The 26934-nt window shown below is 28.6% G+C and carries 24 protein-coding genes; 23 read left to right on the top strand and 1 reads right to left on the bottom strand.

Features of this window, described 5'->3' with window-relative positions:
* The first annotated feature begins 18 nt into the window (after positions 1 to 18).
* The 23 genes from L2Z92_RS00860 (at position 19) to L2Z92_RS00750 (ending at position 25792) form a co-directional block, all read left to right on the top strand.
* Entirely contained in the window at positions 19 to 1302 is a 1284-nt protein-coding gene (locus L2Z92_RS00860) for an ABC transporter ATP-binding protein (protein ID WP_236456970.1), read from the top strand.
* A 14-nt stretch (positions 1303 to 1316) separates the two neighbouring features.
* Positions 1317 to 1868 carry an acyltransferase gene (locus L2Z92_RS00855; protein ID WP_236456969.1) on the top strand — a complete coding sequence of 184 codons (552 nt, stop codon included), beginning with the start codon at positions 1317 to 1319 and terminating at the stop codon, positions 1866 to 1868.
* Positions 1868 to 2944, top strand: coding sequence for a DegT/DnrJ/EryC1/StrS family aminotransferase (locus tag L2Z92_RS00850; RefSeq protein WP_236456968.1), 1077 nt, complete (start codon positions 1868 to 1870; stop codon positions 2942 to 2944). Before L2Z92_RS00855 ends, L2Z92_RS00850 begins: the two co-directional genes overlap by 1 nt.
* On the top strand, positions 2938 to 3585 hold the full coding sequence (locus L2Z92_RS00845) for an acetyltransferase (protein ID WP_236456967.1): 648 nt from the start codon (positions 2938 to 2940) through the stop codon (positions 3583 to 3585). The genes L2Z92_RS00850 and L2Z92_RS00845 overlap by 7 nt, the downstream gene beginning before the upstream one ends.
* Positions 3586 to 3588: 3 nt before the next feature.
* Positions 3589 to 4806 carry a TDP-N-acetylfucosamine:lipid II N-acetylfucosaminyltransferase gene (locus tag L2Z92_RS00840; protein ID WP_236456966.1) on the top strand — a complete coding sequence of 406 codons (1218 nt, stop codon included), beginning with the start codon at positions 3589 to 3591 and terminating at the stop codon, positions 4804 to 4806.
* Complete coding sequence (locus tag L2Z92_RS00835; RefSeq protein WP_236456965.1) at positions 4799 to 5752, top strand: glycosyltransferase family 2 protein; 954 nt, start codon at positions 4799 to 4801, stop codon at positions 5750 to 5752. Before L2Z92_RS00840 ends, L2Z92_RS00835 begins: the two co-directional genes overlap by 8 nt.
* Before the next feature lie 95 nt (positions 5753 to 5847).
* Complete coding sequence (locus L2Z92_RS00830) at positions 5848 to 6768, top strand: glycosyltransferase family 2 protein (protein ID WP_236456964.1); 921 nt, start codon at positions 5848 to 5850, stop codon at positions 6766 to 6768.
* Between the two features lie 87 nt (positions 6769 to 6855).
* Complete coding sequence (gene asnB, locus L2Z92_RS00825; protein ID WP_236456963.1) at positions 6856 to 8679, top strand: asparagine synthase (glutamine-hydrolyzing); 1824 nt, start codon at positions 6856 to 6858, stop codon at positions 8677 to 8679.
* Positions 8676 to 9788 (top strand): glycosyltransferase, encoded by a 1113-nt coding sequence (locus tag L2Z92_RS00820; protein ID WP_236456962.1) that lies wholly within the window; start codon positions 8676 to 8678, stop codon positions 9786 to 9788. Before asnB ends, L2Z92_RS00820 begins: the two co-directional genes overlap by 4 nt.
* 1 nt (position 9789) lies before the next feature.
* A complete protein-coding gene (locus tag L2Z92_RS00815; RefSeq protein ID WP_236456961.1) occupies positions 9790 to 10863 on the top strand; it encodes an acyltransferase family protein in 1074 nt (357 codons plus the stop codon).
* Between the two features lies 1 nt (position 10864).
* Entirely contained in the window at positions 10865 to 12244 is a 1380-nt protein-coding gene (locus L2Z92_RS00810) for an asparagine synthase-related protein (protein WP_236456960.1), read from the top strand.
* Entirely contained in the window at positions 12234 to 13403 is a 1170-nt protein-coding gene (locus L2Z92_RS00805) for a glycosyltransferase family 4 protein (RefSeq protein ID WP_236456959.1), read from the top strand. The genes L2Z92_RS00810 and L2Z92_RS00805 overlap by 11 nt, the downstream gene beginning before the upstream one ends.
* Positions 13396 to 14568 (top strand): glycosyltransferase family 4 protein, encoded by a 1173-nt coding sequence (locus tag L2Z92_RS00800; protein WP_236456958.1) that lies wholly within the window; start codon positions 13396 to 13398, stop codon positions 14566 to 14568. Before L2Z92_RS00805 ends, L2Z92_RS00800 begins: the two co-directional genes overlap by 8 nt.
* A 250-nt stretch (positions 14569 to 14818) precedes the next feature.
* A complete protein-coding gene (locus tag L2Z92_RS00795) occupies positions 14819 to 15559 on the top strand; it encodes an FkbM family methyltransferase (protein WP_236456957.1) in 741 nt (246 codons plus the stop codon).
* 10 nt (positions 15560 to 15569) lie between these two features.
* A complete protein-coding gene (locus L2Z92_RS00790) occupies positions 15570 to 16610 on the top strand; it encodes an exostosin domain-containing protein (RefSeq protein ID WP_236456956.1) in 1041 nt (346 codons plus the stop codon).
* A complete protein-coding gene (locus tag L2Z92_RS00785; RefSeq protein ID WP_236456955.1) occupies positions 16600 to 17931 on the top strand; it encodes a glycosyltransferase family 2 protein in 1332 nt (443 codons plus the stop codon). Before L2Z92_RS00790 ends, L2Z92_RS00785 begins: the two co-directional genes overlap by 11 nt.
* Positions 17924 to 18907: a GNAT family N-acetyltransferase gene (locus L2Z92_RS00780; RefSeq protein WP_236456954.1), complete on the top strand. Its 984-nt coding sequence runs from the start codon at positions 17924 to 17926 to the stop codon at positions 18905 to 18907. The genes L2Z92_RS00785 and L2Z92_RS00780 overlap by 8 nt, the downstream gene beginning before the upstream one ends.
* 6 nt (positions 18908 to 18913) lie before the next feature.
* Positions 18914 to 19726, top strand: a complete 813-nt coding sequence (locus tag L2Z92_RS00775) for a polysaccharide deacetylase family protein (RefSeq protein WP_236456953.1) — start codon at positions 18914 to 18916, stop codon at positions 19724 to 19726.
* On the top strand, positions 19723 to 20835 hold the full coding sequence (locus L2Z92_RS00770; RefSeq protein WP_236456952.1) for a glycosyltransferase family 4 protein: 1113 nt from the start codon (positions 19723 to 19725) through the stop codon (positions 20833 to 20835). The genes L2Z92_RS00775 and L2Z92_RS00770 overlap by 4 nt, the downstream gene beginning before the upstream one ends.
* The gene (locus L2Z92_RS00765) at positions 20836 to 21987 is read left to right on the top strand and encodes a glycosyltransferase (protein ID WP_236456951.1); all 1152 of its coding nucleotides are present in this window, start codon (positions 20836 to 20838) and stop codon (positions 21985 to 21987) included. It abuts the gene before it with no gap.
* A 13-nt stretch (positions 21988 to 22000) separates the two neighbouring features.
* Positions 22001 to 23353, top strand: coding sequence for an O-antigen ligase family protein (locus L2Z92_RS00760; RefSeq protein ID WP_236456950.1), 1353 nt, complete (start codon positions 22001 to 22003; stop codon positions 23351 to 23353).
* Entirely contained in the window at positions 23325 to 24338 is a 1014-nt protein-coding gene (locus L2Z92_RS00755; protein WP_236456949.1) for a glycosyltransferase family 4 protein, read from the top strand. The genes L2Z92_RS00760 and L2Z92_RS00755 overlap by 29 nt, the downstream gene beginning before the upstream one ends.
* Positions 24339 to 24409: 71 nt before the next feature.
* Positions 24410 to 25792, top strand: a complete 1383-nt coding sequence (locus tag L2Z92_RS00750; protein WP_264554463.1) for an exopolysaccharide biosynthesis polyprenyl glycosylphosphotransferase — start codon at positions 24410 to 24412, stop codon at positions 25790 to 25792.
* A gap of 6 nt (positions 25793 to 25798) precedes the next feature.
* On the opposite strand, the gene L2Z92_RS00745 is transcribed toward L2Z92_RS00750, so the two are convergent.
* Positions 25799 to 26923 carry a lipoprotein N-acyltransferase Lnb domain-containing protein gene (locus L2Z92_RS00745; RefSeq protein WP_236456947.1) on the bottom strand — a complete coding sequence of 375 codons (1125 nt, stop codon included), beginning with the start codon at positions 26921 to 26923 and terminating at the stop codon, positions 25799 to 25801.
* Positions 26924 to 26934: the final 11 nt, after the last annotated feature.

The following is a 26934-nucleotide window of genomic DNA, read 5'->3' as shown; positions in this document are numbered from 1 at the left end:
GAAAATAGTTGAAAGAAAATGGATAAAAATAAAATTATACTAAAAGCCGAAAATATATCTAAACAGTATCGTTTAGGAACAGTTGGTACAGGAACTTTATCTCACGATTTAAATCGTTTTTGGTGTAGAATTATAGGGAAAGAAGATCCTTATTTGAAAGTTGGGGAAGTTAATGATAGAAGTGCCAAAGGGAGTAGTGAATATGTTTGGGCACTTAAGGATATTAATTTTGAAGTTGAAGCAGGAGAAGTATTAGGGATTATTGGTAAAAATGGCGCAGGGAAATCAACCTTGTTGAAAATACTATCAAAAGTAACGGCACCAACAACAGGAAGTATAAAATCGAGAGGAAGAATAGCGTCTCTACTAGAAGTGGGTACAGGTTTTAATCCAGAATTAACAGGTAGAGAAAATATTTATTTAAACGGGGCGATTTTAGGCATGACCAAAAAAGAAATCACTTCTAAAATTAACGAAATAATTGAATTTAGTGGTTGCGAACGCTATATTGATACACCAACAAAACGATATAGTAGCGGAATGACGGTTCGTTTGGCTTTTGCAGTAGCGGCATTTTTAGAACCTGAAATTTTGGTGGTAGATGAGGTTTTGGCTGTGGGCGATGCTGAGTTTCAAAAAAAAGCCATTGGTAAAATGCAAGATATTTCTCGTGAAGGTGGAAGAACTGTGCTTTTTGTAAGCCATAATATGGCGGCGGTGAAGAGTTTGTGTACAAGAGGGATTGTTTTGGAAAATGGTTGCGTAAGTTTTGAAGGTATAAGTGAAGAGGCTATTGACTTTTATTTAGAAAATCAAAGAACAGCTTCAGAAGATTTAAAGTATAGAAATGATAGGGAAGGAAATCAGTTTTTAAAATTTAATACAATCACAATAGAAAATTCTAAAGGAAAGAAGGTAGATCAAGTTTTTGTAGGTGAGGAAATTAAGATAAGATTGCAATTTGAAAGGAAAGTGGATTTTGATTTAAGTAAACTTATTTTAAGTATTATTATTTATGACCTTCAAGAGAATATAATGTGTTCCTTTCCGTCAGATGAAATGGGATGTAAATTTGATAATATAATAAATAATGAAATTGTTTTAAAAATTCCTTTTTTTGGACTTAGAGCAAATAGTTATACTATATCATTATATTCTTATTTAGAAACAACAAGAAAGGAAAATGCAATAGATATTATTAACAATGCTTATGACTTTGAAGTTATTACAGAAGATTTTTATAATTCAGGGAAACCACTAAGAAGTTACAACTGTGCATTTTTAAAAGCAAATTTTGAATAATAATGAAAAGGTTTTTGAAAAAAATATTGATTAAGTTAGGAGTTTTAAAAAAAACTTCTAAATCGGCCGCATTGAATAAAAATGAAGTTCAATATAAAATTGGAAATGTAAAACATCATAATAGTATTATTGATGGACTAATTCCGCAATTGGTTGAAATAGGTGATGACTTTGTTTCTGCACCAGGATCAATGATTTTAGCGCATGATGCTTCAACTTATTTACACACGAAGAAACATAGGGTAGAAAAAACAATAATCGGTAATAAAGTTTTTTTAGGTGCATACGCGGTTGTTCTACCGGGTGTTACGATTGGTGATGGAGCTATAATAGGTAGTGGTGCAATTGTTACTAAAAATGTTGAACCTTACACTGTTGTTGCTGGAAACCCTGCAAGATTTATTAGTACGGTTAATGATTATATTAAAAAATGCGAAGAGAGAGGAGTTTTGTTTGAAACGCCTTCTTTTTTTTCTAAATTATTTGATGGAGAAAAATATACTCCAGATGATAGAGAACAATTTCAAAAAAGTTATTTGGATTCTATAAAAAACAAAAGCAAATAATGATTAACGTAACTAAAACTTTTTTTCCACCACTAGAAGAATATCAATTGCAATTGCAACGCATTTGGGATAACCAATGGCTAACCAATCGCGGTGAATTATCTTTAGAATTAGAAGATAAATTAAAAAAGTACCTGAACCTTAATCATATTTTAATTACCAATAATGGAACGATTCCTTTGCAAATTGCTTTAAAATTATTAGGTAATGGAGGCGAAATTATTACTACGCCCTTTAGTTATGTAGCTACAACAGCTGTCATTGTGTGGGAAAATTGTACACCTGTTTTTGTAGACATTCATCCCGAATATTTAACCATAGACGAAACCAAAATTGAAGCAGCAATTACGGATAAAACAACAGCAATATTAGCTACACATGTTTTTGGAAATCCTTGTCATGTTATGGTTATTGAGGCTATTGCAAAAAAGCACAATTTAAAAGTAATATATGATGCAGCGCATTGTTTTGGCGTGACCTATAAAAACGAATCTATTTTTAGGTATGGCGATGTAAGTACTTGTAGTTTTCATGCTACTAAATTATTTCATACTGGCGAAGGTGGTGCTTTGTTTGCAAAAGATACTACTTTACAACAACAACTTTTTTATAGTCACAATTTTGGTCATAACGGTCCCGAAGCTTTTCACGGCTTAGGTATTAATGCCAAAATATCTGAATTGCAAGCCGCAATGGGATTGTCTGTTTTTCCTTATATGGAAAAAATTATTTCCGAACGTAAAAAAGTAGTAGATTTTTATAATGCACATTTAGACTTTTCTAAGCTGCAAACTTTAAAAATTAGAGAAAATACTCAATGGAATTATAGTTATTATCCCATAATTTTAAATAGTGAAGAACAGCTTTTAAAAGTGCAAAAAGTGCTGAATGGAGCCAATATTTTTCCTCGTCGTTATTTTTACCCTTCTTTAAATACTATAGATTTTGTGAAAGGAACACCAATGCCAATTTCTGAAAGTATTGCTTCAAGAGTATTGTGTTTGCCGTTATATGTTGGATTAGAAAAAAGCGATTTAGAACAAATAGTACACTTAATAAATACTAATATATGTTAATAGTAGGCGCTAAAGGATTTGCTAAAGAAGTATTAGAAGTATGTTATCAGCTGAAAAAAGTAGATGAATTAGCTTTTTTTGATGATGTGAATGCTGATGTTCCTGATTTTTTATATAATCAATTTCCAGTTTTAAAATCTATAGAAGCAGCAAAAAAATATTTTCAAACTACTTCCAGTCAATTTACTATTGGAATAGGTAATCCGGTTTTACGAAAAAAAATGTACGATAAATTCACTGCAATAGGTGGAGAGTTTACAAGTGTAGTAAGTCCACTTGCTAGTATTGGACATTTTGGAAACACAATAAATTACGGTTGTAATATTATGACTGGAACAGTCATTACAAATGATGTTGTTCTTGGTAAAGGTACTTTGATTAATTTAAATTGTACTATTGGACACGATTCTAGTATTGGCGATTTTGTAGAAATGTCTCCAGGTGTTCATGTTTCAGGTAATTGTAAAATAGGTAATTATTCAAATATTGGAACGAACGCCACCATTTTACCAAAAGTAACAGTAGGTAAAAATGTAACAGTTGGTGCTGGTTCTGTGGTAACAAAGGATGTGCCTGATAATTGTTTAGTAGTAGGTGTTCCTGCTGTAATAAAAAAACAGCTTCCAGAAATTGAATTTTAAATTATGTTTACCAAAAAAATCATACATATTTTTAATGACGATAAGTTTATAGACCCAGCTATTACACTTTTTGAAGCAGTAATTCCTAACGTTTCAGAATATTTTATTTTAAAAAGCAAAAAGGATGCCTTTCAATTTATTACCTCCCCATTAGTTAAAAGATTAGATTTTGAAGATGAAGTGGAAATGGCTCAATTTTACAAAACCATTGATTCTAATACTAATCGAGTACTTTTTTTACATGCCTTGGACAAAATAAAACAAGAAATTGTTTTAAATACATCAAGTGAAATAATCAAAGTATGGTTTATTTGGGGGTTTGACTTATATAGTAATTGGAAATTATTACGGAAAAATATTTATGAATCTAAAACCAAAAAATACCTTCAAATTAAAAGAAGTTTAAAAGAGAAAATTATTTTTAATGATTTATCGTTTTTTGTTTTTAAAAATAAAACGTTTTTTAAAAAGATACTACCTTCAAAAGTTATTACGATTTTAGAAAACAGATTTGCTACTCCTTATTATAAAGCCATTCATTTAATTGATGTAGTAGTGCCTGTAATACCAGATGAATTCTTACTGGTAAAAAATATTGGTATTCATCCTAAATTTGCACCTTTTACCTATGGCTGTATAGAAGATTTATTAAAAGAAAAAATAAACGAAAGTGTTTTAGGAAGACCTAATATATTAATAGGAAACTCAGCAGATCCATCAAACAATCATTTAGAAATTTTTATAAAGTTATCAAAATTAGATTTAGGAGAGCGAAAAATATATGTTCCGTTAAGTTATAGTGGTAATGCTGCCTATAAAGAATTTGTACTCGAACAAGGAAAAATAATATTAGGTAACAATTTTGTTCCATTATTAGATTTTATGACCTTAGCAGCCTATAATGAAATTTTGTTGAGTTGTGGCACTTTAATTTTTAACCATGTAAGGCAACAAGGTGTGGGTAATATTATTAGTATGGGCTATTTAGGAGCCAAATTATTTTTAAATAAAAAAAGCCCTGTCTATTCGTTTTATAAAAAAGAAGGAATGTGCATTCATTCAATTGATGATTTAAATAATGCTTCATTACAAGTAGAAGCAATACAAAAAAATGAAGTTAATAGATCTATTTTATTTAATTTATATTCAAGAGAAAAAGTACATTTCAAAATAAAAGAATTAATAAAAGTAATAAATAGTATTGACAAACGAGATGCATAACCCTTTAGTATCCATAATAATTCCTACTTACAATCGTGCACATTTAATTGGTGAGACGCTAGATTCTATTTTGTCACAAACCTATACAAATTGGGAATGTATTATTGTAGACGATGGCTCAGTCGATAATTCGGCAGAAGTAATAGGTAATTATGTAAGGAAAGATAAACGTTTTCAGTTCCATCATAGACCAAAAGATAGATTAAGAGGAGGTAATGCTGCTCGAAATTATGGTTTTGAACTAAGCAAAGGCGAATATATAAATTGGTTTGATAGCGACGATATTATGCTTTCAAATAAATTACAAAAAAACATTGACGCGTTTTTAAAAAACCCTAAACTAGAAATGTGCTTTAGTAAAGCAGGTTTTTTTCAAGAAGATAAAAACAGCATTCTACATTTTACAAAGGTTAAAACTAATGATATATTTAGAGATTACGTGTTAAAAAACATAGCTATTACTTGTCTAACCCCCCTTTGGAAAAAAGATTTTCTTTATAAAACGAAATTGTTTAATGAAGAAACCATAAGAGGACAAGATTTTGAGTTTTACTGTGATGTTTTTTATGATAACAACTTGGTTTATAAGGTATTAGATTGTTCGTTGGTAGCGGTAAGAGTTCATCAAAATTCAATAACGGGTAATTTTAATAATCTAGATTATGCCAAAATACTATCATACATAAATGTTACTACCCAAATTTTAATAAAAATAAGCCAACTTAACGATTCGGTTTTTTACAGGCAGTATGTAAAAATTTTATACAATCATATTTTTAAGTATATTAGTGCAAAACAATATGCAGTTGCATTAAAACAATCTAAACTTATATTAAAATATTCTAAATCAAATTTTTTTTATTTTTTAAAAAACTATCTAATTATTAGTTTAATAATTGTTCTAAAAGGTAAAGGATATCACAAACTAAAGAAATTTATAGAATAAACTTTTAAGATTGAGAATGAAAATATATTAGATATATTAAGAACTTTAAAAAAGGCTTTAAATAATATTGCGAAGTCTTCTAAATAACATAAAAAATGAAACTATCAGTAGCCTTAATAACCTATAACCACGAGAAATATATTAGAGAGGCTTTGGATAGCATTCTAATGCAAATAACTGATTTTGATTTCGAAATTATAATAGGTGATGATTTTAGTACAGATACAACACCAAATATTTGTTGTGAATATGCATCAAAATATCCAAATGTTAAATATGAGAGTTATAAACCTAATGGAGGGATTTCTTCTAATTGGATAAAAACAATATCAAGGTGTAAAGGTGATTACATCGCACTATTAGAAGGCGATGATTTTTGGACAAGTAGTGATAAGCTACAGATGCAAGTTGATTTCTTAGATACGAATAAACAATATGTTTTTTGCTACCACGGTTTTGATATTAAATATCAAGATAATAGTAGGGTTTATAATAATTTCCGTAATAAATTAAATGCTGAAAAAAAACAGATTAAATTTCAAGACTCAATGCAAATTTGTTATACACAGACGCTAACGGTAGTTTTTAGAAAAGGTTCTTATAATTTACATTTATTAGAAGGGTTAAGTGTTTGTGATCGTTATTTTTACCAGCTATTGTTGTTAAATTCTAGTGGTTTCTATTTAGATAATATAATGGGTTCTTATCGTATTCATTCTTCTCAAGTAACATTTGTTCAGAAAAAAAGTGACAAGTCAAAATTTATAGACAATATAGTTTTTTGGGAAAGATTATTATACCTTGAAATTTCAAGACCTCAAAGGGATATTTTGTACCTTTCCTTAACAAAAAGTTATTTTAATATTTACGTTCATCATTCTGAAGGTATATTTAATAATTATTTAAAGAGGGGGTTGCTTTTTTATATAAAATCTTTTTGGTCAAAAGAAAACGTAAAAAACAGAGTAACATTACTGGCAATTCTCCTGTTTATAAAGGAAAAAAATATAAAATAATATTTCACTTAAATTTTGATTTTAAATGGAATAAGAAAATTTTAAAATTAATCTTAAGTAGTTTTAAGGTAAAAATAATTATTAATTATGTGCGGATTTCTAATTGAATATGCTCCCAATAACTTAATTTCAAAAGAAAATTTTTTGGAGCTTTTAACAATATCCAAAAAACGAGGTCCAGATTATCAAGGGTATTGGTCAAATAATAGCACAGTACAATTTGGGTTTAACAGACTTGCAATCGTAGATTTGTCTGAAGCGGGTAATCAACCAATGTCTAGTTTTAATACTCGTTTTACTATTGTTTTTAATGGGGAAATATACAACCATAAAGAATTAAGACGAAAATTACAATATACTAATTTTAGAGGAAATAGTGATACAGAAACTATTATAGCTTGTTTTGAAGAATGGGGCGTTTTAAAAACGGTAAAACAATTAGATGGAATGTTTGCGTTATCGATATATGATCATCTTACAAAAGAACTGACATTAGTTAGAGACTTTGTAGGAATCAAACCCTTGTTTTATGGATATTCTAATGGAAAATTAATAGCATCTAGTCAATATGATCAAATTACTCAGCATAAAGAGTTTAAAAATAAATCTATAAATCCTCAGGTTTTAAAATTATACCTACAACAACATTTTATGCCAGCTCCATTTGGTTTATATGATGATACTTTTCAAGTGTTGCCTGGAGAAATGATAACTTTTAATTTAGAAGGAAAAAAAACACATTATAGATATTGGGAGTTACCCTCGAAACCAGAATATAGCATTACATCTGAAAAAGAAGCAATATCTTTAGTTGAAGAAACTCTAAATTCATGTGTACAAGACCAGTTATTAGCCGATGTTTCGTTGGGAGCCTTTTTGTCTGGTGGTGTAGATTCTCCTTTGATTTGTTCTTTTGCTAAAAAGCATCACAAGAATATTAATGTCTTTTCTATAGGTTCAGATAGTAAAATTCATGATGAATCAGAAAGAGCAAAACAATTTGCAGATGCATTAGAGTTAAAACAAGAAATTTGGAATTTAACAGCAAAAGAAACCTTGCAGTATTGGAATGAAGCTACTGCTGCTTTACATGAACCGTTAGCAGATTTTAGTATTTTACCAACTTATTTGGTCTCTAAATTGGCAAAAAAAAGTGTAACGGTCGCTTTAAGTGGTGATGGTGGTGATGAATTGTTTTTTGGTTACGAACGTTTTTGGAGCATTGGGAAGAATATAAAATATCAAAACTATCCTTCCATTGTTCGAAAAGCTGTTTACGGTTTTGATAAATATACATCTGGTAATAAAAGAATAAATGATGTAGTGTTAACTGATAAGCAGTCAACTGCTCATGAAAATTTACATTCTAGATTTAGACCAAATTGGCTTAATAAAATTGCTCCGGAATTAATCGACATGAACTTGCCTAACCAATGGGATATTTATGATTATTCAAATGAGAAAGATGAAAGAGCATTATTAGGAAGATTAAGAAAAGCAGAATTTTATGGAATGATGCAAAAAACGCTTCGAAAAGTAGATTTAGCAAGTATGGAAAATAGCTTGGAAGTGAGAGTGCCATTTTTGCAAAAAAAAATGATTGAAGCGAGTTTACAAATTGACCCTATGTTAAGTTATGGGAATGGTAAACAAAAACAGTTACTTAAAAACGTATTAAATAAAAGAGTGCCTTCAGTTCCAGAAGAAAAAGTAAAAAAAGGATTTTCAGTTCCTTTGTCAAAATGGATAAAAGAAGAATTAAAAGGTGAGTTCTCTAGTAAACTATTAGACTCTAATTTTGATGGATTTGGGTTTGATAAAAAGCAGATTGAAAAACTTTTAAAAGCACATGTCGAAGGTAATCAAGATTTAAAATGGCCTTTATTCACCTTATATGCTTTAGCTAAATGAGAAAAATAAGAATTCTATATACGATACCAAACTTTGATACGGCAGGTAGTGGAAAAGCATTATTAAATATCGCATTAAGTTTAGATAATGATTTATTTGAGCCTCATATTTTATGTTTAAATAATAAAGGTGCTTTTTTTAAAGTAGTAGAACAAAGTGGCGTTCCTGTACATGTTTTTAATTATTTAGCCAAAGAACGTCCACTTTTTAAAATGATAATGGATAGTTGGAAGATTTCAAGAAAACTGAAAGAGATTAAGCCTGATATTATTCATAGTTTTAATTATAGTTCTAATTATACAGAAGCCTTAGCGGCAAGATTTGCAGGTATAAAATGGATTTTTACAAAAAAGAACATGAGCTGGGGTGGAAGTTCAAGAAACAGCTGGAAACTCCGTTCTTTTCTAGCTAAAAAAATTATTGTTCAAAATAAAGATATGGAACAGCAATTTTATCCAAATTCCAATAAAATGGAATTAATACCAAGAGGAGTTGTTTTAGAAAAGTTTAAAGCCTCTACTCCAACTAAGGAAATAAAGGAACAAATGAGAACAGCAGAAGAACAAAGAGTTTTAATCTGTGTCGCTAATTTTGTTCCAGTTAAAGGTATTGAAGTTTTAATTGACACGTTTGATAAAATTCATAATCAACATCCAGAATGGGTATTGTGGTTAGTTGGAGATGATAAAAACGATTATGGTGAATTGCTAAAAGAAAGAGTAAAAAGTTTGGACTTACCAAATAAAATTATTTTTTCGGGTAAGCAATTAAATATCACACCATTCCTAGACCATGCAGAAATTTTTATTCTACCTACATTAAGCAAGGGAGAAGGGTCTCCTGTTGCACTTTTAGAAGCAATGGCAAATCAAAAGGTAGTTATAGGGTCAAAAGTATCTGGAATTAAAGACCAATTAGAAAATTATCCTTTGCATTTATTTACTCCTAAAGATAGTTTGGAACTTGCAGGAAAATTGAGTCATTTTATGAAAATGAATAAAGCTGAACTTAATAAATTAGGTGAGAAATTCATTGAATTAGTGCAAGGGAATTATACTATTGAAATTGAAGTAAAACGTCACGAAAATTTTTATAAATCATTACTCTAATTTGGAAAAGATAAAAGAAAATAGAATTCCTTCATTAGACGGAATAAGGGCTTTATCAATTTTAATGGTAGTTTTTGGACATGCGTTTAAAGGTTATTTTAAGTTGATTGATATAGCAAATTTAGGTGTTAGAATATTTTTTATAATTTCTGCCTATTTAATTGTTGGTATTCTATTTCGAGATGTTAATTTAAATAGATTTTCAATTAAAACATTCTATTTTAAAAGATTAATAAGAACCTTTCCAGCTTTTTATGTTTACCTTCTTATTGTAGTTATTGTACTATTGTATTTTGAAATGTTTCAAATGGAACAATTTTGGCGAGCACCTGTTTATTTAGAAAATTATCATCCTCGATCACTTTGGAACAACAATCAATGGTTTGTAGGGCATACTTGGTCGTTAGCAGTTGAAGAACAATTTTATGTGTTAATTGCTTTGATGTTTATGCTCTTTAATAGGAAAGTTATAAATTACAACCAACTGCTCAAAATATTCTTAGCAATAGTAGTAATAACACCTTTAATTCGAGTAAGTTATTTGTTTGTACACGCTATTCCCAATCTGTTTAGAGGATCTTTGCATCGTTCGTTTGAAACGGTAGCAGATTCATTAGCAATGGGTGGAATACTAGCTATAATTACTAAAGAAAAAATAATTAATTCTAAAATATTTAAATTCCTGAAGGATAAAATTTTGATTTTAATTCTAATACTCTTTTTCTTTCAAATGCTTAACTCTTCGTTATTAGTTGAGTTATTTGGACTCAAAATAAGATATTTTTATAATTTCGTAGGACTAACAATAATAAATTGTATAATCACATTATTAATTTTTATTCTAATTAATAAAGATAGAACAAGTACTTTTTTCTGCTTTTTAAACAATCCAATAATGAAAACAATTGGTCTGTGGAGTTATTCCATATACCTTTGGCAACAAATTTGGTTGTATTCATGGGATATTCCACTCTATTTGAAATTTATAGGAATAATAATCTCTTCTATGATTTCTTATTATTTAATTGAAAAAAAGTTTTTATCTTGGCGAGATACCTATTTAAAAAACAAGTAAAATGAATTTAAAAACACCCATTATTCCAAATAAAACAGTTTTTGTAGGTGAGAAAAAAACACTCAACTATGAAGCTATTTGTGTATTTGCAGCCACAGGTTTTTTTTTAGATCAAGATACTTATTTTAAAGAATTACAAGTTGTAAAACCAGCGAGTAATTATGATATTGAAAACAATAAAATTAAGAATGAATCTGCCTATTTCAAATGGCATTATTCACCAATAGAAAGACCTTTAAAAGAAATTGTAGAGGAGTTCGCAAAATTATTTGAAACAATAATAGAAGAACAAGTTAAAAATAAAACGGTTATTCTGCCTTTGTCTGGTGGTTTAGATAGTCGAACGCAGGCTGCAGCATTATTTCATTTAGGGAATAAAGTAAATGCCTACAGCTACGAATTTTTAAATGGACATAACGAAACAAATTATAGCCAAAAGATAGCCAAAGCATGCGGTTTTTCTTTTGAAAAATGGAAAGTTAAGGAAGGTTATTTGTGGAATAAAATAGAAGAATTAGCTAGGATAAATCAATGCTATTCTGAATTTACGCACCCAAGGCAAATGGCTTTTATAGAAAAATACGATCAAATGGGCGATGTTTTTAGTTTAGGACATTGGGGCGATGTTTTGTTTGATGATATGAGTGTGTCAGACAATTTAACAAATGAGCAGCAAGTTGAAATTTTATTTAAAAAGGTAGTAAAAAAAGGAGGATTAGAATTAGCAAGTAACCTATGGAAATCGTGGAATTTAAAAGGAGATTTTAAAGAATATTTAAAAACTAGAATTGGGTGTTTACTGGGGGAAATTAATATGCCTTCGAATGCAAACGCTCAAATAAGAGCTTTTAAAAGTTTATATTGGGCACCAAGATGGACAAGTACTAATTTATCTATTTTTGAAAAAATTAAACCTATAACACTACCTTACTACGACAATAGAATATGTGAATTCATTTGTACTATTCCAGAAAAATACTTAGCAGGAAGACAAATTCAAATTGAGTATTTAAAGTTGCGAATGCCTGCATTAGCTAAAATTACATGGCAAGAAAAAAGACCATTTAACTTATACAATTATAAAAACAACAAATTCCCATATAACTTCCCTTTTAGAGTTTTTGATAAATTGAAGCGAACTATTTCGAATGAAAGATTTATTCAAAGAAATTGGGAACTTCAGTTTTTAGGTAAAGAAAATGAGAAGGAACTAGAGAAATGGCTGTTTGAAAATGATAACTTTAAGGGATTAATTAATGAAGAGTTAGTGAAGGCTTTTTATTTAGATTTTAAAAATAAAGATGCAGTTTATTATTCTCATAGTGTGAGTATGTTGTTAACGCTTTCATTGTTTACAAAAAATAATAAAAATGAAGAATAAAATTATAGCAATATATTCTGGAGAAATTCCATCAACAACTTTTATTGAAAGGTTAGTTGTTGGTTTAGCAGATTCAGGTGCTGTGATTTATCTTTTTGGTAAGCAAAATAAAAAAGTAAAATATCCTAAAAACATTAAATTATTTACTTATTCTAATAGGTTTAGTAAATTAATGCTTTTAGTTAAATACGCTATTCTATTACGATTTTTTAAATCCAAAGAAAAAAAGAAACTAGATACTATAATTGCCGAACAATCGGGAAGTAATATTAATAAAAAGATAAAATATTACCCTGTTTTATATCACAAACCAGCTGTTTTTCATTTGCAATGGGCAAAAGGTATTGAAGACTGGCTTTGGGTAAAAGAATTTGGGATTAAATATGTTTTGAGTTTGAGAGGTACACATATATCTATAAGTCCAATTGCCAATTTAAGATTAAAGAAAAAGTATGAAGATAATTTCAGCAAGATAGATGGATTTCATGCAGTATCAAAAGCTATTTTAAAAGAAGCTAGAAATTATGAACCAAACCTTAAAAACGCAAATGTTATATATAGTGGTTTGAATCTTGATAAATTACCTTTTACAGAAAAAAAGAGTTTTAATGAAAAGATTAAGATATTGTCTATTGGTCGTTCCCATTGGTTAAAAGGATATCAAGATGCCTTAGATGCTTGTTTAATTTTGAAAGACAAAAAGTTTAGTTTTAATTATACTATAATCGGAATTGATAAAGACGAAGAATTGATTTTTCAAAAAAGTCAATTAAAATTAGAAGATGAAGTTACATTTCATAAATCTGTTCCTTTTGCAGAAATTATAATGAAGATAAATAAAGCAGATGTAGTATTATTACCAAGTATAGAAGAAGGAATAGCAAATGTGGTATTAGAAGCAATGGCATTGGGAACAATAGTGATTTCTACAAAATGTGGAGGTATGGAAGAAGTAGTGAAAAAAGGAAAAACAGGTTTTATAGTAGACACTAGAAGCCCTGAACAAATAGCAAATGCTGTTTTGCAAGTAAGTGATTTGTCATTGGAGGAATATAATATCTACACAAGAAAAGCCAGATTCATGATTGAGAATCAACATACAGAGAGTAAAATGTTAAAGGATATGAACGCTTTGTATAATTCGGTATTGAATGAGTAAAAAAAAAAAAATAGGGTTAGTTTTAGCGGCAACACCAGCTTATTCTGAAACATTTTTTAATTCTAAAATTAAGGGATTACAAGAAGCTGGACATAAAGTTGTATTGTTCGTTAACAGTAAAAATACATCTCATTTAGATATAGAAATAGTAAAAGCACCAGAATTAGCGAATAATAAAGTAAAAAACATTGTGTTAAGCCTATTTATTTTGCTAAAACTTCTTTTATTAAATTTTGCTTCAGTTAAAAAAAACTATCAATTAGATAAAGAAGATGGTTTAAGTTTTAAAAAACGCGTTCAAAGTTTAATTATAAATAGTCATATTTTAAAGTATAAATTAGATTGGTTACATTTTGGATTTGGTACTTTAGCTTTAAATAGAGAAAACGTTGCTCAGGCTATAGGAGCTAAAATGGCAGTAAGCTTTAGAGGTTTCGATCATTATGTATATCCGGTTAAAAACCTTAATTGTTACACTATTCTGTTTAAAAAAGAAGTGAAGTATCATGTATTATCTGATGGCATGAAAAAAGATTTGATTTTAGAAGGTATTGATGAAAAACAAGTAGTGAAAATTACACCAGCTATTGATTTAAGTTTGTTTAAGATAGCTGAGGAAAGAAAGAAGGAAAGAAATAGAATAGTTACAATTGCTAGATTGCATTGGATAAAAGGATTAGAATATACACTTCAAGCTTTAGCTTTGGTTAAACAAAAAGGAATTAATTTTGAATATTGTATTATTGGAGAGGGTGTTGATCAGGAACGTTTGAAATTTGCTGTATATCAATTAAATTTGCAAGAGAATGTCTTTTTTTTAGGTAAATTAAACCCTATGGAAGTAAAAGAGGAGCTGTCAAAATCATCTATTTATTTACAATACAGTTTACAAGAAGGTTTTTGTAATGCAGTTTTAGAAGCGCAAGCGATGGAACTTTTGTGTATAGTGAGTGATGCAGAAGGTTTGTCTGAAAATATTTTAGATGAAGAAACAGGTTTTGTTGTTAAAAAAAGAAAACCAGAAGCATTTGCAAGAGTAATAGTCCAAACAATTAATTTTTCTGATGTTGAAAAAAAGGTAATTACTGCTGCTGCAAAAAACAGAGTAAATGAAGTGTTTTCTGTTGAGAAACAAATTCAATCTTTTTTAAGTTTTTATAAATAAAATAAGGAATTAAACTTATGTTTTGTAATATGAAAAACAATGTTCTTTGTTGTGAAATCTTCAGACTAGATTTAGGAAAATTCTAAGCTTTTTATCAATGAAAATGACTTAATAAACTATAAAATGTATATTTACTTCTGCTACAGATAGAAAGTACTTTATGCTTTTAGTTAAATAAATAAACAATATGTATTATAAAAATTTTTTCACAAGGTTTGTTTTTAGAAAAAACTTTTTCAAAAGAGCAAAAATGAGATTTCTTATTGAAAAAAGGAAGTTGTTTAAAAATGAATATTTAGATTTGGTATTTTTGTATCAAAAATTAGATAGAGACCCAAATGTGATTTTTGATTGTGGTGCAAATATTGGTTTTGTATCAAACCAATTCAGTAATAAGTTTCCAAATTCATTAATCTATGCGTTTGAACCTAACCCAACTGTTTTCGAAGTTTTAAAATCGTCAATAAAAAAAGAGAAAATAAATCCTTTTAATATGGGAATTGGTTTTGAAAGTGGGAAACTAAAATTTTATAAAAACAATAACACTGGAACATCTTCTTTTTTAGAACCAAATGATTTTCATAAAGCACATTTAGCAAGGATGTATCAAGAAATTGAAGTGCCCGTAATTTCAATAAATGATTTTTGTAAAGCACAGAAAATTGATGAAATAGGGATTTTAAAATTAGATATTGAAGGTTACGAATTGAAAGCACTTGAAGGTTGTGTTGATATGTTAGAAAATCAAAAAATAGACTTCATTTATGCCGAGGTGAATTTAATACCTACCTATGATGGCCAATGTTTAATGGAAGAAGTTATTGCTTTCTTGAGAAGCGTAAATTATATTCCATATAATTTTTACGGGAATAATGAAACAGAGTTAAGAGAATCAATAATAACAAATATTCTTTTTATGTCTCCTAAAGTTGCAAATGAGTTAAATGATAAATATGGTAAAGATGTTGTTTATTCAAGTTCTAAAAAATAATACATTATAATTGAATATATATATAGCACATAAAAATCTGCAAATTCAAAATAAAAAGGCATTGTTTATATTAACGAGACCTTTTTATAAGGATGGTAAATGGATCGATTTATCCGATATAGAATCCAATTATAAAATGGTAGACAATCTAGATAAAGCAGATTTTATTTTAATACCTTTTTCAATTAATTATTATTATGAAAATGATAAAACTGATTTAATTGATGCTTTAAATAAGAAGTGTATAGAGGCAAAGAAAAAGGCTTACGCTTTTGTTTCTGGAGATTTTGGTGCTTTTTTTAAGGAATATTCCAATATCATTTTTTTTAGAATGGGTGGTTTTGCTTCTCAATTAAGTAATAAGAATAAAGGATTTCCTGTAGCATTATCAGATCATTTTCAACGTTTGTATCAGTTAGAAGATCCAATGCTAAAAAGCAAAGAAGAACTTCCAATTGTTGGTTTTTGTGGTCATGCAACTTTATCAAATATAAAAAGAGGAAAAGAGCTTCTGAAATTTTTTATAGAAAATATCAAACGTTTTTTTAAAAAGCCTTTTTCTAAAAATTACGAGCCTTATTTTGCTTCTGCTTTTGAACGAGCAAAGCTGTTGAGGTTTTTAGAGAAATCGGATAAAATTAAAACTAATTTTATTTATAGAAAACATTATAGAGCTGGTGTACAAACCGAAGCGCAGCGAACTGAAACCACATTGGAATATTATGATAATATAAAAGAGTCTGATTATGTTGTTTGTGTTCGTGGTGCAGGTAATTTTTCAGTACGATTTTATGAAACATTAATGATGGGAAAAATTCCAATTTTTGTAAATACAGATTGCTTATTGCCTTTTGAAAACACAATTAATTGGAAAGAACATTTAGTTTGGATAGAATGGAAGGATCGAGATAAAATTGCTACAATTGTGAGCGATTTTCATAATTCTATATCTGATGAAGAATATATCCAAAGACAAATTAATAATAGAAAACTATGGAAACATGTGCTTTCTGTAGGCGGAATGTTAGAAAAAATTGCAAATGATATTTAATTATTTAAAATATATAAAACCAATTTGGTATTTCAACAGGATGCCAAAAACCGACTATTGCTATTTCCCTTCAATTGAACAATTAGTAAATGAAGGTTATAAGGTTGAATTAGATGTAGAATACAAATCGAAGCAAGCACAAATTTATGATTTGGCTTGGACAGCATTTCAGTCGGGGTTTATCTCACAAACAAATGAAAAAGGGCAAAACATTTGGAAGGAATATTCTTTTCCAGCAGAAGACGAATATCGCTTTTTAAAAAAAAATGTCCATTTTGCATGGGTTATGTATGCCTTGATGATTAGGCTTATTACATTAAATAATCCTTTTAAAGAAATTCACGGTTTTATTAAGGCTAGAAAAGTAAAACGATTCGATTACTCTAAAAAGATTTTAAATTACGTTAATTATGATTCTTTTCAGTCTCAATTAATAAAATCAAATCCATTAATATCTGTTGTAATCCCAACGCTAAATAGATACCAATATTTAAAAGATGTTTTGATTGATTTAGAAAAACAAACCTATAAAAATTTTGAAGTTATTATTGTCGATCAGACAGATGATTTTCAAAAAGATTTTTATTCTGGGTGGAATTTAGATTTGAAATTTTGGTTTCAAAAAGAGAAAGCACTTTGGAAAGCTAGAAATGAAGCTATCGAATCAGCAAAAGGAGAATATATTCTATTATATGATGACGACTCTTTAATTGATGACGATTGGATTATAGAACATTTAAAATGTTTAGATTTTTATAATGCCGATTTATCATCTGGAGTATCAATTAGTACGGTAGGAGCAGAAGTCCCTAAGCATTACAGCTATTTCAGGTGGAGCGATCAATTGGATACGGGAAATGTATTGTTGAAGAAAAGTATTTTTAATGAAATAGGTTTGTTTGATCTTCAGTTTGAAAAACAAAGAATGGGCGATGGTGAGTTTGGTTTGAGAGCCTATTTGGCGGGTTATAAAAATATTTCAAATTATAAGGCGAAGAGAATACATTTAAAGGTGAGTAAAGGCGGATTAAGACAAATGGGAAGTTGGGACGGATGGAGGCCAAAAAAACTATTTGGACCAAGACCTGTTCCCAGTGTATTGTACTTATCTCGAAAATATTTTGGAACAAAGCACTCTGTTTACTACATTATGCACTCTATTTTACCATCATTAATACCCTATCAATTTAAAAAGAATAAATGGTTAAAAGTAAGTTCGTTTTTATTAGTACCATTTTTGTTGCCATTAGTGTTATTTCAAGTTTCTAAATCTTGGAAGTTGTCAAGTATAATGATAAAAAAAAGCGCAAACAATGATTGAAGTTAAATGTTATTCAAAAGAATTTGAGAAAGCACATATTCAATTTGCTGAAAAGTATTGGACAAAGAAAAGAAGACTAACTCCTGAATATATTTATTGGAAATTTAGAGGAAATTCTAGTCAGGAATTAAAGTCCTTTTTGTTAGCTTTTAATGGAGATGTTGTTGTTGGACAATTTGGATTAGTTCCATGTGAAGTTAATGTTGAGGGAGAAATTTATGAAGGCCAATGGGCATGTGATTTAATGGTAGATACCGATTATAGAGGAAAAGGTGTTGCCGAAAAATTATATGATTTTGCACATGAAAATAAGCTAATAACATTAGGAAGCGATGCTAGTCCGGCGGCAGAAAAATCAATGATTAGAAAAGGATATCAGTCATTAAACGGACCAAGAAAGTTTGTGTATCCATTTAAAATTGGTGAAGTTTTCAAGTTAAAAGGAATTAATAATAGTTTTTTAAATAAAATTCCAAATCCATTTACAGGATTACTTTACTTGGTTAAAAAAGATGAATTTGAAGCTATAAGTTCGGAGGATTATTATACATTAAATAGTTTAACTGTAAAAGAAGAAGTTTCTTGCAATCATAATTTAGAATTTTTTAATTGGCGTTTTTCTAAATATAAAGAATATTATGTTGGAATTAATTGTTATAAAAAAGACGATTCAAATTTTTTTTCTGGTTATTATGTGAATGGAATTTATTTTTTGACAGATTTTAAAGTTAGTAGTAATATTAATTTTCTTAAAATAATTTCTTTTATACATGCAGAATATAGTTCTTCAAATATTCAAAGAGTTAAGTTTGTGAGTAATAATCAAAAAATAAATTCAATAATTCCCTTTCTAGGATTTATCCGATTTAGAACAATTACAAAAATTATTTTGTTTACAAAATCAATTTCTTTAAAAGAAAAAGTTAAAGACAAAATGTTTTATTATACACTACATGATTCAGATGAAAATATATAAGCTCCAATGAAAAAGATAATATTAATATGGGATTTTGATGGGCCAATAGGACAAGTAAATGCTACAAATCCTTATAATTTTAAATTTGAAAACCTTGAAAAAGAAATTCAAAATGTAAAATGGATTGTCGAATATTTAGAAGAGAAAAATATAAAATGTTGTTTTGCAATTACAGGTTTTAGTGCAGAAAACGGAGAATATCCTTTTTGTTTTCCGAATTTTATAAAAGAAATCGCTTCAAAAGGGCACGAAATTGCATCACATAGCTGGAAGCATGAGTGGACACCAATTTTCAAAGAATATCAAGTGTCAAAAAGTCTTAAAAGAAGTAAAATGGCATTAGAAAAAACTATTGAACAAGAAGGACAAGTTTTAGGTTTTGTTCCACCACATAATAGACCAATGACATGGATTAGAAGAGGTGCTTTTAGTCTTGGAGATAGAGGTATTTGGCCGTTTTTTAAAATGGGAGATAATCAAAATGTATTAAAGCTTTTGAAAATTAATAATTACAGATGGGTTAGGGTCTCATATAAAAATATTTTCATGAAGTTAGGCTTTGTGAAAAGAAACCTAACAGGAAGGGTTATTAGAAAAAACGGCATATTAATATTAGAAAATCATTATACTGGTTTTGATGAAAAAGTTATTTCTCATATTTTGTCTACTAATCATGAAACATACACAGTTAGTGCGCATCCATTTATGTTGAGTTTAGAAAATAAAAATGAATCGAAAATTAATTTTTTAAACTTCATTGATCAATTAACAAAATCCAATCAAAACATTTCATTTGTTTTACCTTCAGAGTTAGTATGAAACAAAATAAAATAATAATAATTTCATCAGAGTTTCCTCCATTGCCAGGTGGAATAGGTAATCATGCGTATTGTCTTGCTTTTGAATTATATAAAAATGCAAAAGAGGTAAAAGTAATTACAGATGTTAGAGCAGATAAGGAAGATGATGACTTAGTTTTTGACTTGGATTTGCCTTTTGAAGTGAAGAGAATATCAAAACTTAAAATAAGAATATTTATCTATTTAATAAGGATTTATTATGCTTTAATTGAAGCTTTTTCATCCAATAGAAGAACCTTTATTTTATCAGGTAAATTTTCAATTTGGATAGGAGGTTTAATGAAGCTTATTCGTCCAGAGCATAAATATATAGCTGTTGTTCATGGTTCCGAAATTAATGCAGGAGGAAAGTTTGCGAAAAAATATACAGCATGGTGTTTGTCAAAATTCACTAAGATTATAGCAGTATCAAAATTTACGAAAAATCTAATTTTAGAAAATAAAACTATAGAAGATATTGTAGTTATAAATAATGGTTTTTCTTCTTTGAATAAAAATGAATTTTTGTTAAACAGAAGAAAGAACACTGAGAAATTAAATATTATAACAGTTGGTAATGTTACTTTTAGAAAAGGACAGGACAATGTTATTTCAGCATTACCGGCTATTAAAAAGGTTTTTCCAAATGTACAGTATCATATTATTGGAATTCCAACGGAGAAAACTAAATTTAATGCCTTAGCGAATGAGTTAGGAGTAAAAGAAAATATTACTTTTCATGGAGCAATTACAGATATAGAATTAAAAGAAATAATGATTCAGGCTGATGTTTTTTTTATGTTAAGTAATGTTTTAGAAAATGGAGATGTAGAAGGGTTTGGAATTGCTGTTCTTGAAGCTAATGCTTTTGGAATTCCTGCCATTGGATCAAAAAATAGTGGTATTGCAGATGCTATAAAAAATAAATATTCAGGGCAATTAGTAGATCCTAAAAATGAAATAGAAATTGTTGATTCTTTAATTGAAATCATGAATAATTTTGAAGAATATTCCAATAATGCAATGATATGGTCAAAACAGTTTTCTTGGGAGATTGTTATAAAAAAATATCTTGAAATAATTGATTAAATGAAAAATAAAAAACTGGTAATTATTTCTCATACAGAACATTACATTGATGAAGGTGAAGATGAAAAAGTTAAGGGTTGGGGGGCAACAATAAATGAAATTAATTTTTTAGCTGATTATTGGGAAGAAATAGTTCACGTTGCCTGTTTGTATACTATACCAGCTCCAAAGAGCGCTTTGCCATATAATAAAACGAACATAAGATTTGTTCCAATTCCGCCGTTTGGAGGCAGAAATATTAAAGACAAACTTTTAATTTTTTTTAAAGTACCAATTATTTTATCTAGAGTTTATAAATCTATTAGAAAAGCAACCGAAGTTCAATTAAGATTACCAACAAGTATTGGTCTGTTTTTATTGCCTTTTTTTACAATTATGTTCTCTAGAAAATTTACTTTATGGGTGAAATATGCAGGGAATTGGAATCAGTTAAATGCGCCTTACTCTTATAGGGTTCAAAAATTTTGGTTAAAGAATAATTTTGCAAGATGTAAAGTAACCATAAATGGATTTTGGGACAATCAACCTTCAAACTGTTTTTCTTTTGAAAATCCCTGTTTAAGTAATGATGAAATATTAAAGGGCGAAACTATTATAAAAAACAAAATGTTTAAAGCACCTTTTACCTTGTGCTTTGTGGGTAGATTAGACAATTTGAAAGGGGTAAACCATATTGTAGGAACATTAAAAAATAGTTCTCAGGACTTAATTAAAGAAATACACTTTGTTGGAGATAGTGATAAATTAGAAGGCTATAAATCTGAGCTTAGTTTTATGAAAGACAAAATTGTTTTTCATGGTTTTTTAGATAAGAATAGTGTGCATGAAATTTTAGAGAAATCACATTTCATTTTACTTCCTTCTGCTTCTGAAGGTTTTCCAAAAGTTATTGCAGAGGCAGCTTGTTATGGAACGATACCCATTGTATCCAATGTTGGTAGTATTCCGCATTATATAAATGAATCAAATGGTTTTATTTGGGAGATAAACGGTAACATAAAGTATACATCTGTTTTTAATACTGCAATTACTTCAAAAGGTTCAAAATTAAAAGAAAAATCTATTGCTTTGTTTCCTTTAGCAAAAAAGTTTACATTTGACAATTATCTTTATAAATTAGAAACAGATATTTTTAGAAAAAAAAATATTTAGTTAAATTATTATTTTGGAAAAAAAAGAATTTTCTACATTTAGCTATATTAAAATAATTATACTGCACCTTATTTTAGGCGCTTTTTTTTATTTTTTTAGACCCTTATCCATTGGGTATTCATTAGCAATTATTCCTCTTGGAATATTTTTTATCATAAAAAATAAAAATAAAAATAATGAGGCTCTCTTTTGGGCAGCCTATATTGTTGGAGCTGAAGTTTTTTTAAGAATGACGAAGGGAAATATAGGGAATGAATACGCGAAATATGGTGTGATTATTTTCATGATAATGGGAATATATTATAAGGGTATTTCGAAAAAAGCTTTTCCATTTTTGTTTTTTTTACTTTTTTTAATGCCAAGTGCTATTTATGGTGTTGTATCGTTAAGTTTTGATGTGAATATTAGAAAGGCATTGGTTTTTAATTTGTTAGGGCCAATTTGTTTAGGGGTTTCAAGTGTATATTTAAAAGATAAAAAAATTTCGTTTCCAGATATAGATAAATTAACAAGGTGGATTCTATATCCTCTTTTAGCAATGATCGTTTATATATTTCTATATAATCCATCTGTTATAGAGGTGGTTACGGGTACAGATTCCAATTCAGCTACATCTGGGGGTTTTGGGCCTAACCAAGTTTCGACAGTAATAGGTTTAGGGATGTTTGTTATTTTTGTAAGATTAATCTTTTTTTCAAAGTCCGTTTTTTTAATAGTTTTTCATATTCTTTTATTGTTTCTATTCTCTTATAGAGGTATAATTACCTTTTCTAGAGGTGGAGTATATACGGGAATTGCAATGATTATTTTTCTGATTTTTTTTACTTACTTTTTTGTTAACGTAAAAACAAAATTTAAACTTACAGTAATTTCTTCTTTAATGATTCTCTCTGGTTTTGTTATTTTTCTTTATAGTATTTCTCAAACTGGAGGTTTAATCTTGAATAGATATAAAGGTGAAGATGCCTTAGGAAGAGAGAAAGAAAGTAAGTTTTCTGGGAGAGAAGAATTAGCGGAATCAGAAATGCAAATGTTTTATGATAATCCGATTTTAGGAGTTGGTGTTGGAATGAACAAACAATATAGAGAAGAAATGTTAGGGATTATTGGTGCTTCTCATAATGAAATAACTAGGATGTTAGCAGAACACGGTTTGTTAGGTGTGATAAACTTATTAATATTATTAATTGTACCAATCATCAATTACTTGTCCAATAAGCAATATATTTTTCTCATCTCATTTTATCTTTTTTGGTTTCTGACAATTAATCACGCTGCAATGCGGATTGCTGCACCAGCATTTATCTATGGGTTAACATTATTAAAATTTTCATTTGATGAGGAACCTGTTATACATAGGGAATAAATTATCAAAACACGGTTTTAATAAAACAACTATTGAGACTTTAGGACTATCTTTTGAAAATGAAGGGTATACAGTTTTGTATGCATCAGATAAGAAGAGTTTTTTATTTAGAGTTCTAGATATGATGGTTACTTTGATTAAAAACTGCAAGAAAATAGATTATGTTTTGATTGACACTTATAGTACTAAAGCATTTTGGTATTCCTATATTGTTAGTCAACTCTGTAGGTTTTTGAATCTGAAATACATTCCAATTCTTCATGGTGGAAATCTACCTAATAGACTAAATAGAAACCCTTTTTTATGTAAACAACTCTTCAATAATGCTTATAAAAATATAACACCATCTGATTATCTTAAAAGTGAATTTGAAGCAAAAGGGTTTGAAAACATAACTTACATTCCAAACACGATAGAAATTAATCATTACGTTTTTAAGGAAAGAATGAGTTTTACGCCTAAACTATTGTGGGTTAGGGCTTTTGCTTCGATTTATAACCCTAAAATGGCTATTGATGTATTATTAGAGTTAAGGAAAACATATCCAGAAGCTTCTTTAACGATGGTTGGACCTGATAAAGATGGTAGTTTAATTGAAACGAAAGAGTATGCTGAAATAAAGAATGTTTCTGTAAAGTTTACAGGTAAATTATCGAAAGAAGAATGGTGGAAAATAGCAGAAGAATACGATGTTTTTATCAGTACTACACATTTTGACAATACGCCCATAAGTGTTATGGAAGCAATGGCACTCGGATTAGCTGTTGTTTCTACAAATGTTGGAGGAATTCCATATATGCTTACCAATAACGAAAATGCTATTCTTGTTGATGATAATGATGCTTTAGGAATGAGTGAATCCATTGTTCAATTAATTTTAAACCTAGATAATAATACAGAAAAATTGGTTAGTAATGCTAGGAAGAATGTTGAAACTAAAGACTGGAAACAGGTGAAAGAGCAATGGTTTTCTTTGCTTAAATAGGAAATTTTAACATTTATTTTTTATCGTGTTCTTTTATTGTTTAATTTGCAGATATATAATTGCCCCAAATTATGACTAGTAACAAAAAAATGCATTTTGAAATATCAGAAAGAAAAATTCTTTTGAGAGTTTTTGATATTTTGTTTGTGCTGTTAGCCCTTTACTTTATTGGGAAATTTATTTTTTTCGATTATTTTAAAATTACAGTAAATAACTACTTGTCTACAGCCGTTTTAGCGACATATATAACTGTGGTTGGAACCATTTTTGAAATGTACAATTTGCAAATTTCGAGTAATAAGTTCCAAATTCTTAAGAGTATAATGTTAACCTCTGCGGTAACTACTTTATTTTATCTTTTAACACCATTCTATACACCTGTTTTGCCTTCAAATAGGTTGCAAATAGTCTTATTTTTCTTCGCTATTTTCTTTTCACTTTTAATTTGGAGAAACCTCTATATTACTTTTTTAACATCCAATAGATTTATAAAGCGTGTGATTTTTGTTGGTAGTAGTAAGAAAATTGATAGTTTAGTTGAACAATTAGTTAATGCGGACCCGCATTATAAAGTTATCGGATATGTAGCTACAGGAAGAAAAAGAGAAGAAGGTAAAATAAATGAAATTGAATTAAGTTTTTTAGAAGATGAAGTAGCAAAACATCATGTTTCTGAAATTGTTGTAACAAGTAACTTGTCTAAAGCAATTTCTACAGAATTATATTCTCAACTTTTAAGTTTACTTGAAAAAGGTGTTATTATTAGAGAATATTCAGAAGTATATGAATATAGTACAAATAGGTTACCTATTCAATTTGAAGACAAAGAGTTGTCAAGGTTTTTCCCCTTTAGTAGGAGTAATCAAAATGCACTATATGTCTCATATAGTCGTTTTTCGGATGTACTTTTTTCTGTTCTAGGTTTGTTGTGTTTACTGATTATTGTTCCAGTATTATTTGTTTTAAATCTAATATGGAATAGAGGTCCGTTACTTTATACTCAAGAAAGAGTTGGTAAAAATGGTAAACCATTTAAAATTTATAAATTGCGAACAATGATTATCAATGCAGAAACAAATGGAGCTGTTTTTGCATCAACGAATGATGTTAGGGTTACTCCATTTGGGAAACTATTAAGGAGACTTAGAGTAGATGAGGTTCCTCAGTTTATAAATGTTTTAAAAGGGGAAATGGCTATAATAGGACCAAGACCAGAAAGATCAATTTTTGTGGATAAAATTGCAGAAAATATTCCATTGTATCAAACGAGACATGTAATTAAGCCTGGTTTAACAGGTTGGGCTCAAGTTAACTATCCTTATGGAGAAAATTTAGAGGACAGTTTAATGAAACTTCGCTATGATCTATATTATATTAAACACAGAAGTCTTTTTCTAGATGTAAATATTGTTATGAAAACATTGAGTACAATTCTCTTCGCAAGAGGACAATAAAAGTTTTTATAATTGATTTGTGTTTTTCTTTATAGCAACAATCATTCTACCCATTAAAATAAAATTACAAATAATAAAAGGTAAAAGTTGGTTAAGATGCACTTTGTTTAATAGAATTACAATATAGACAAGATGCAATCCGAGAATCACTTTTCCAAACAGAATAATTCTACTTTTATTACCTTTTATTATATAATACGTTAAAAACAGAAATAATGGATTAAATAATAACGCATTATAATTCCACATCACTTCCTCATGAAAAGAATAGAAGCCTACCAAGCAAAGGAATAAACCAATTAAACCAATTAGAGAATAATAAATAAGGTTTATGCTCTTTCTATTCAAAACAACTATTAGAATTAAAAAGAAGAGTACTATGTAGCTACTATTAAAATTCGAGGGTACAAATTTTGAAGGCCTAGCTTCAAAAAGAGTTTTTGTTTCAGAAACTAAAGGCTTGTTGTCTAGTTTCGTGTTTTTTAGAACGTCTAATAATTCGAAAGGAAGAAATAATCGTTCTGCTTTTTGATCTACTTTATTTCCAAAAATAATATTGATTCCAAGTTGTTCGAAAAAATGATTTTCAGAATAAGGAAAAAGTATCTCTCTATAAGTAACTTTAACAGGTTTTTTGGTAGCTATAACCGAATCATTTAAAACAAAATTTAATTTATCTACAACCATGTTTGTACAGTTGCGATCAATAAATTTATACATATAAAAACGTTCATCACTTTTAAGTGATTTGTTTAGCATATCGAAAAGCTGTTGTTTCTTCGCTAAAGAAATGTTTAAGCTTTGTTCATAGATGGAACGATTTTCATACTGATAAGCATATTCAAAATTAGTATAGCTACTTGTCGATACGAAATATTGTAAATCACCTTTTACAAATTTTAAAATGAAGTTTGGAGTATCAAAATCAAAGGTTCCATAATTGTAAACAATATCGATGTTTTTGATGTAATCCTTAATTCGTATTGCAGTATGGCCATATAATGAGTAAGATTCATTTCCTGCACCACAAGTTAGAACGCTAATTTGAGCACTATTAGAAAGTTGAACTTCTTGAGCAATACTCAATGTAGAGAGAAGTATAATATAGCTAAAAAGGAATTTTTTTATCATTAATCGTGTTT

The organism is Flavobacterium jumunjinense, from assembly GCF_021650975.2.
Lineage (GTDB): Bacteria > Bacteroidota > Bacteroidia > Flavobacteriales > Flavobacteriaceae > Flavobacterium > Flavobacterium jumunjinense.
The sequence above is the reverse complement of the archived record's forward strand: the minus strand, read 5'-3'. Positions and strand labels throughout refer to the sequence as shown.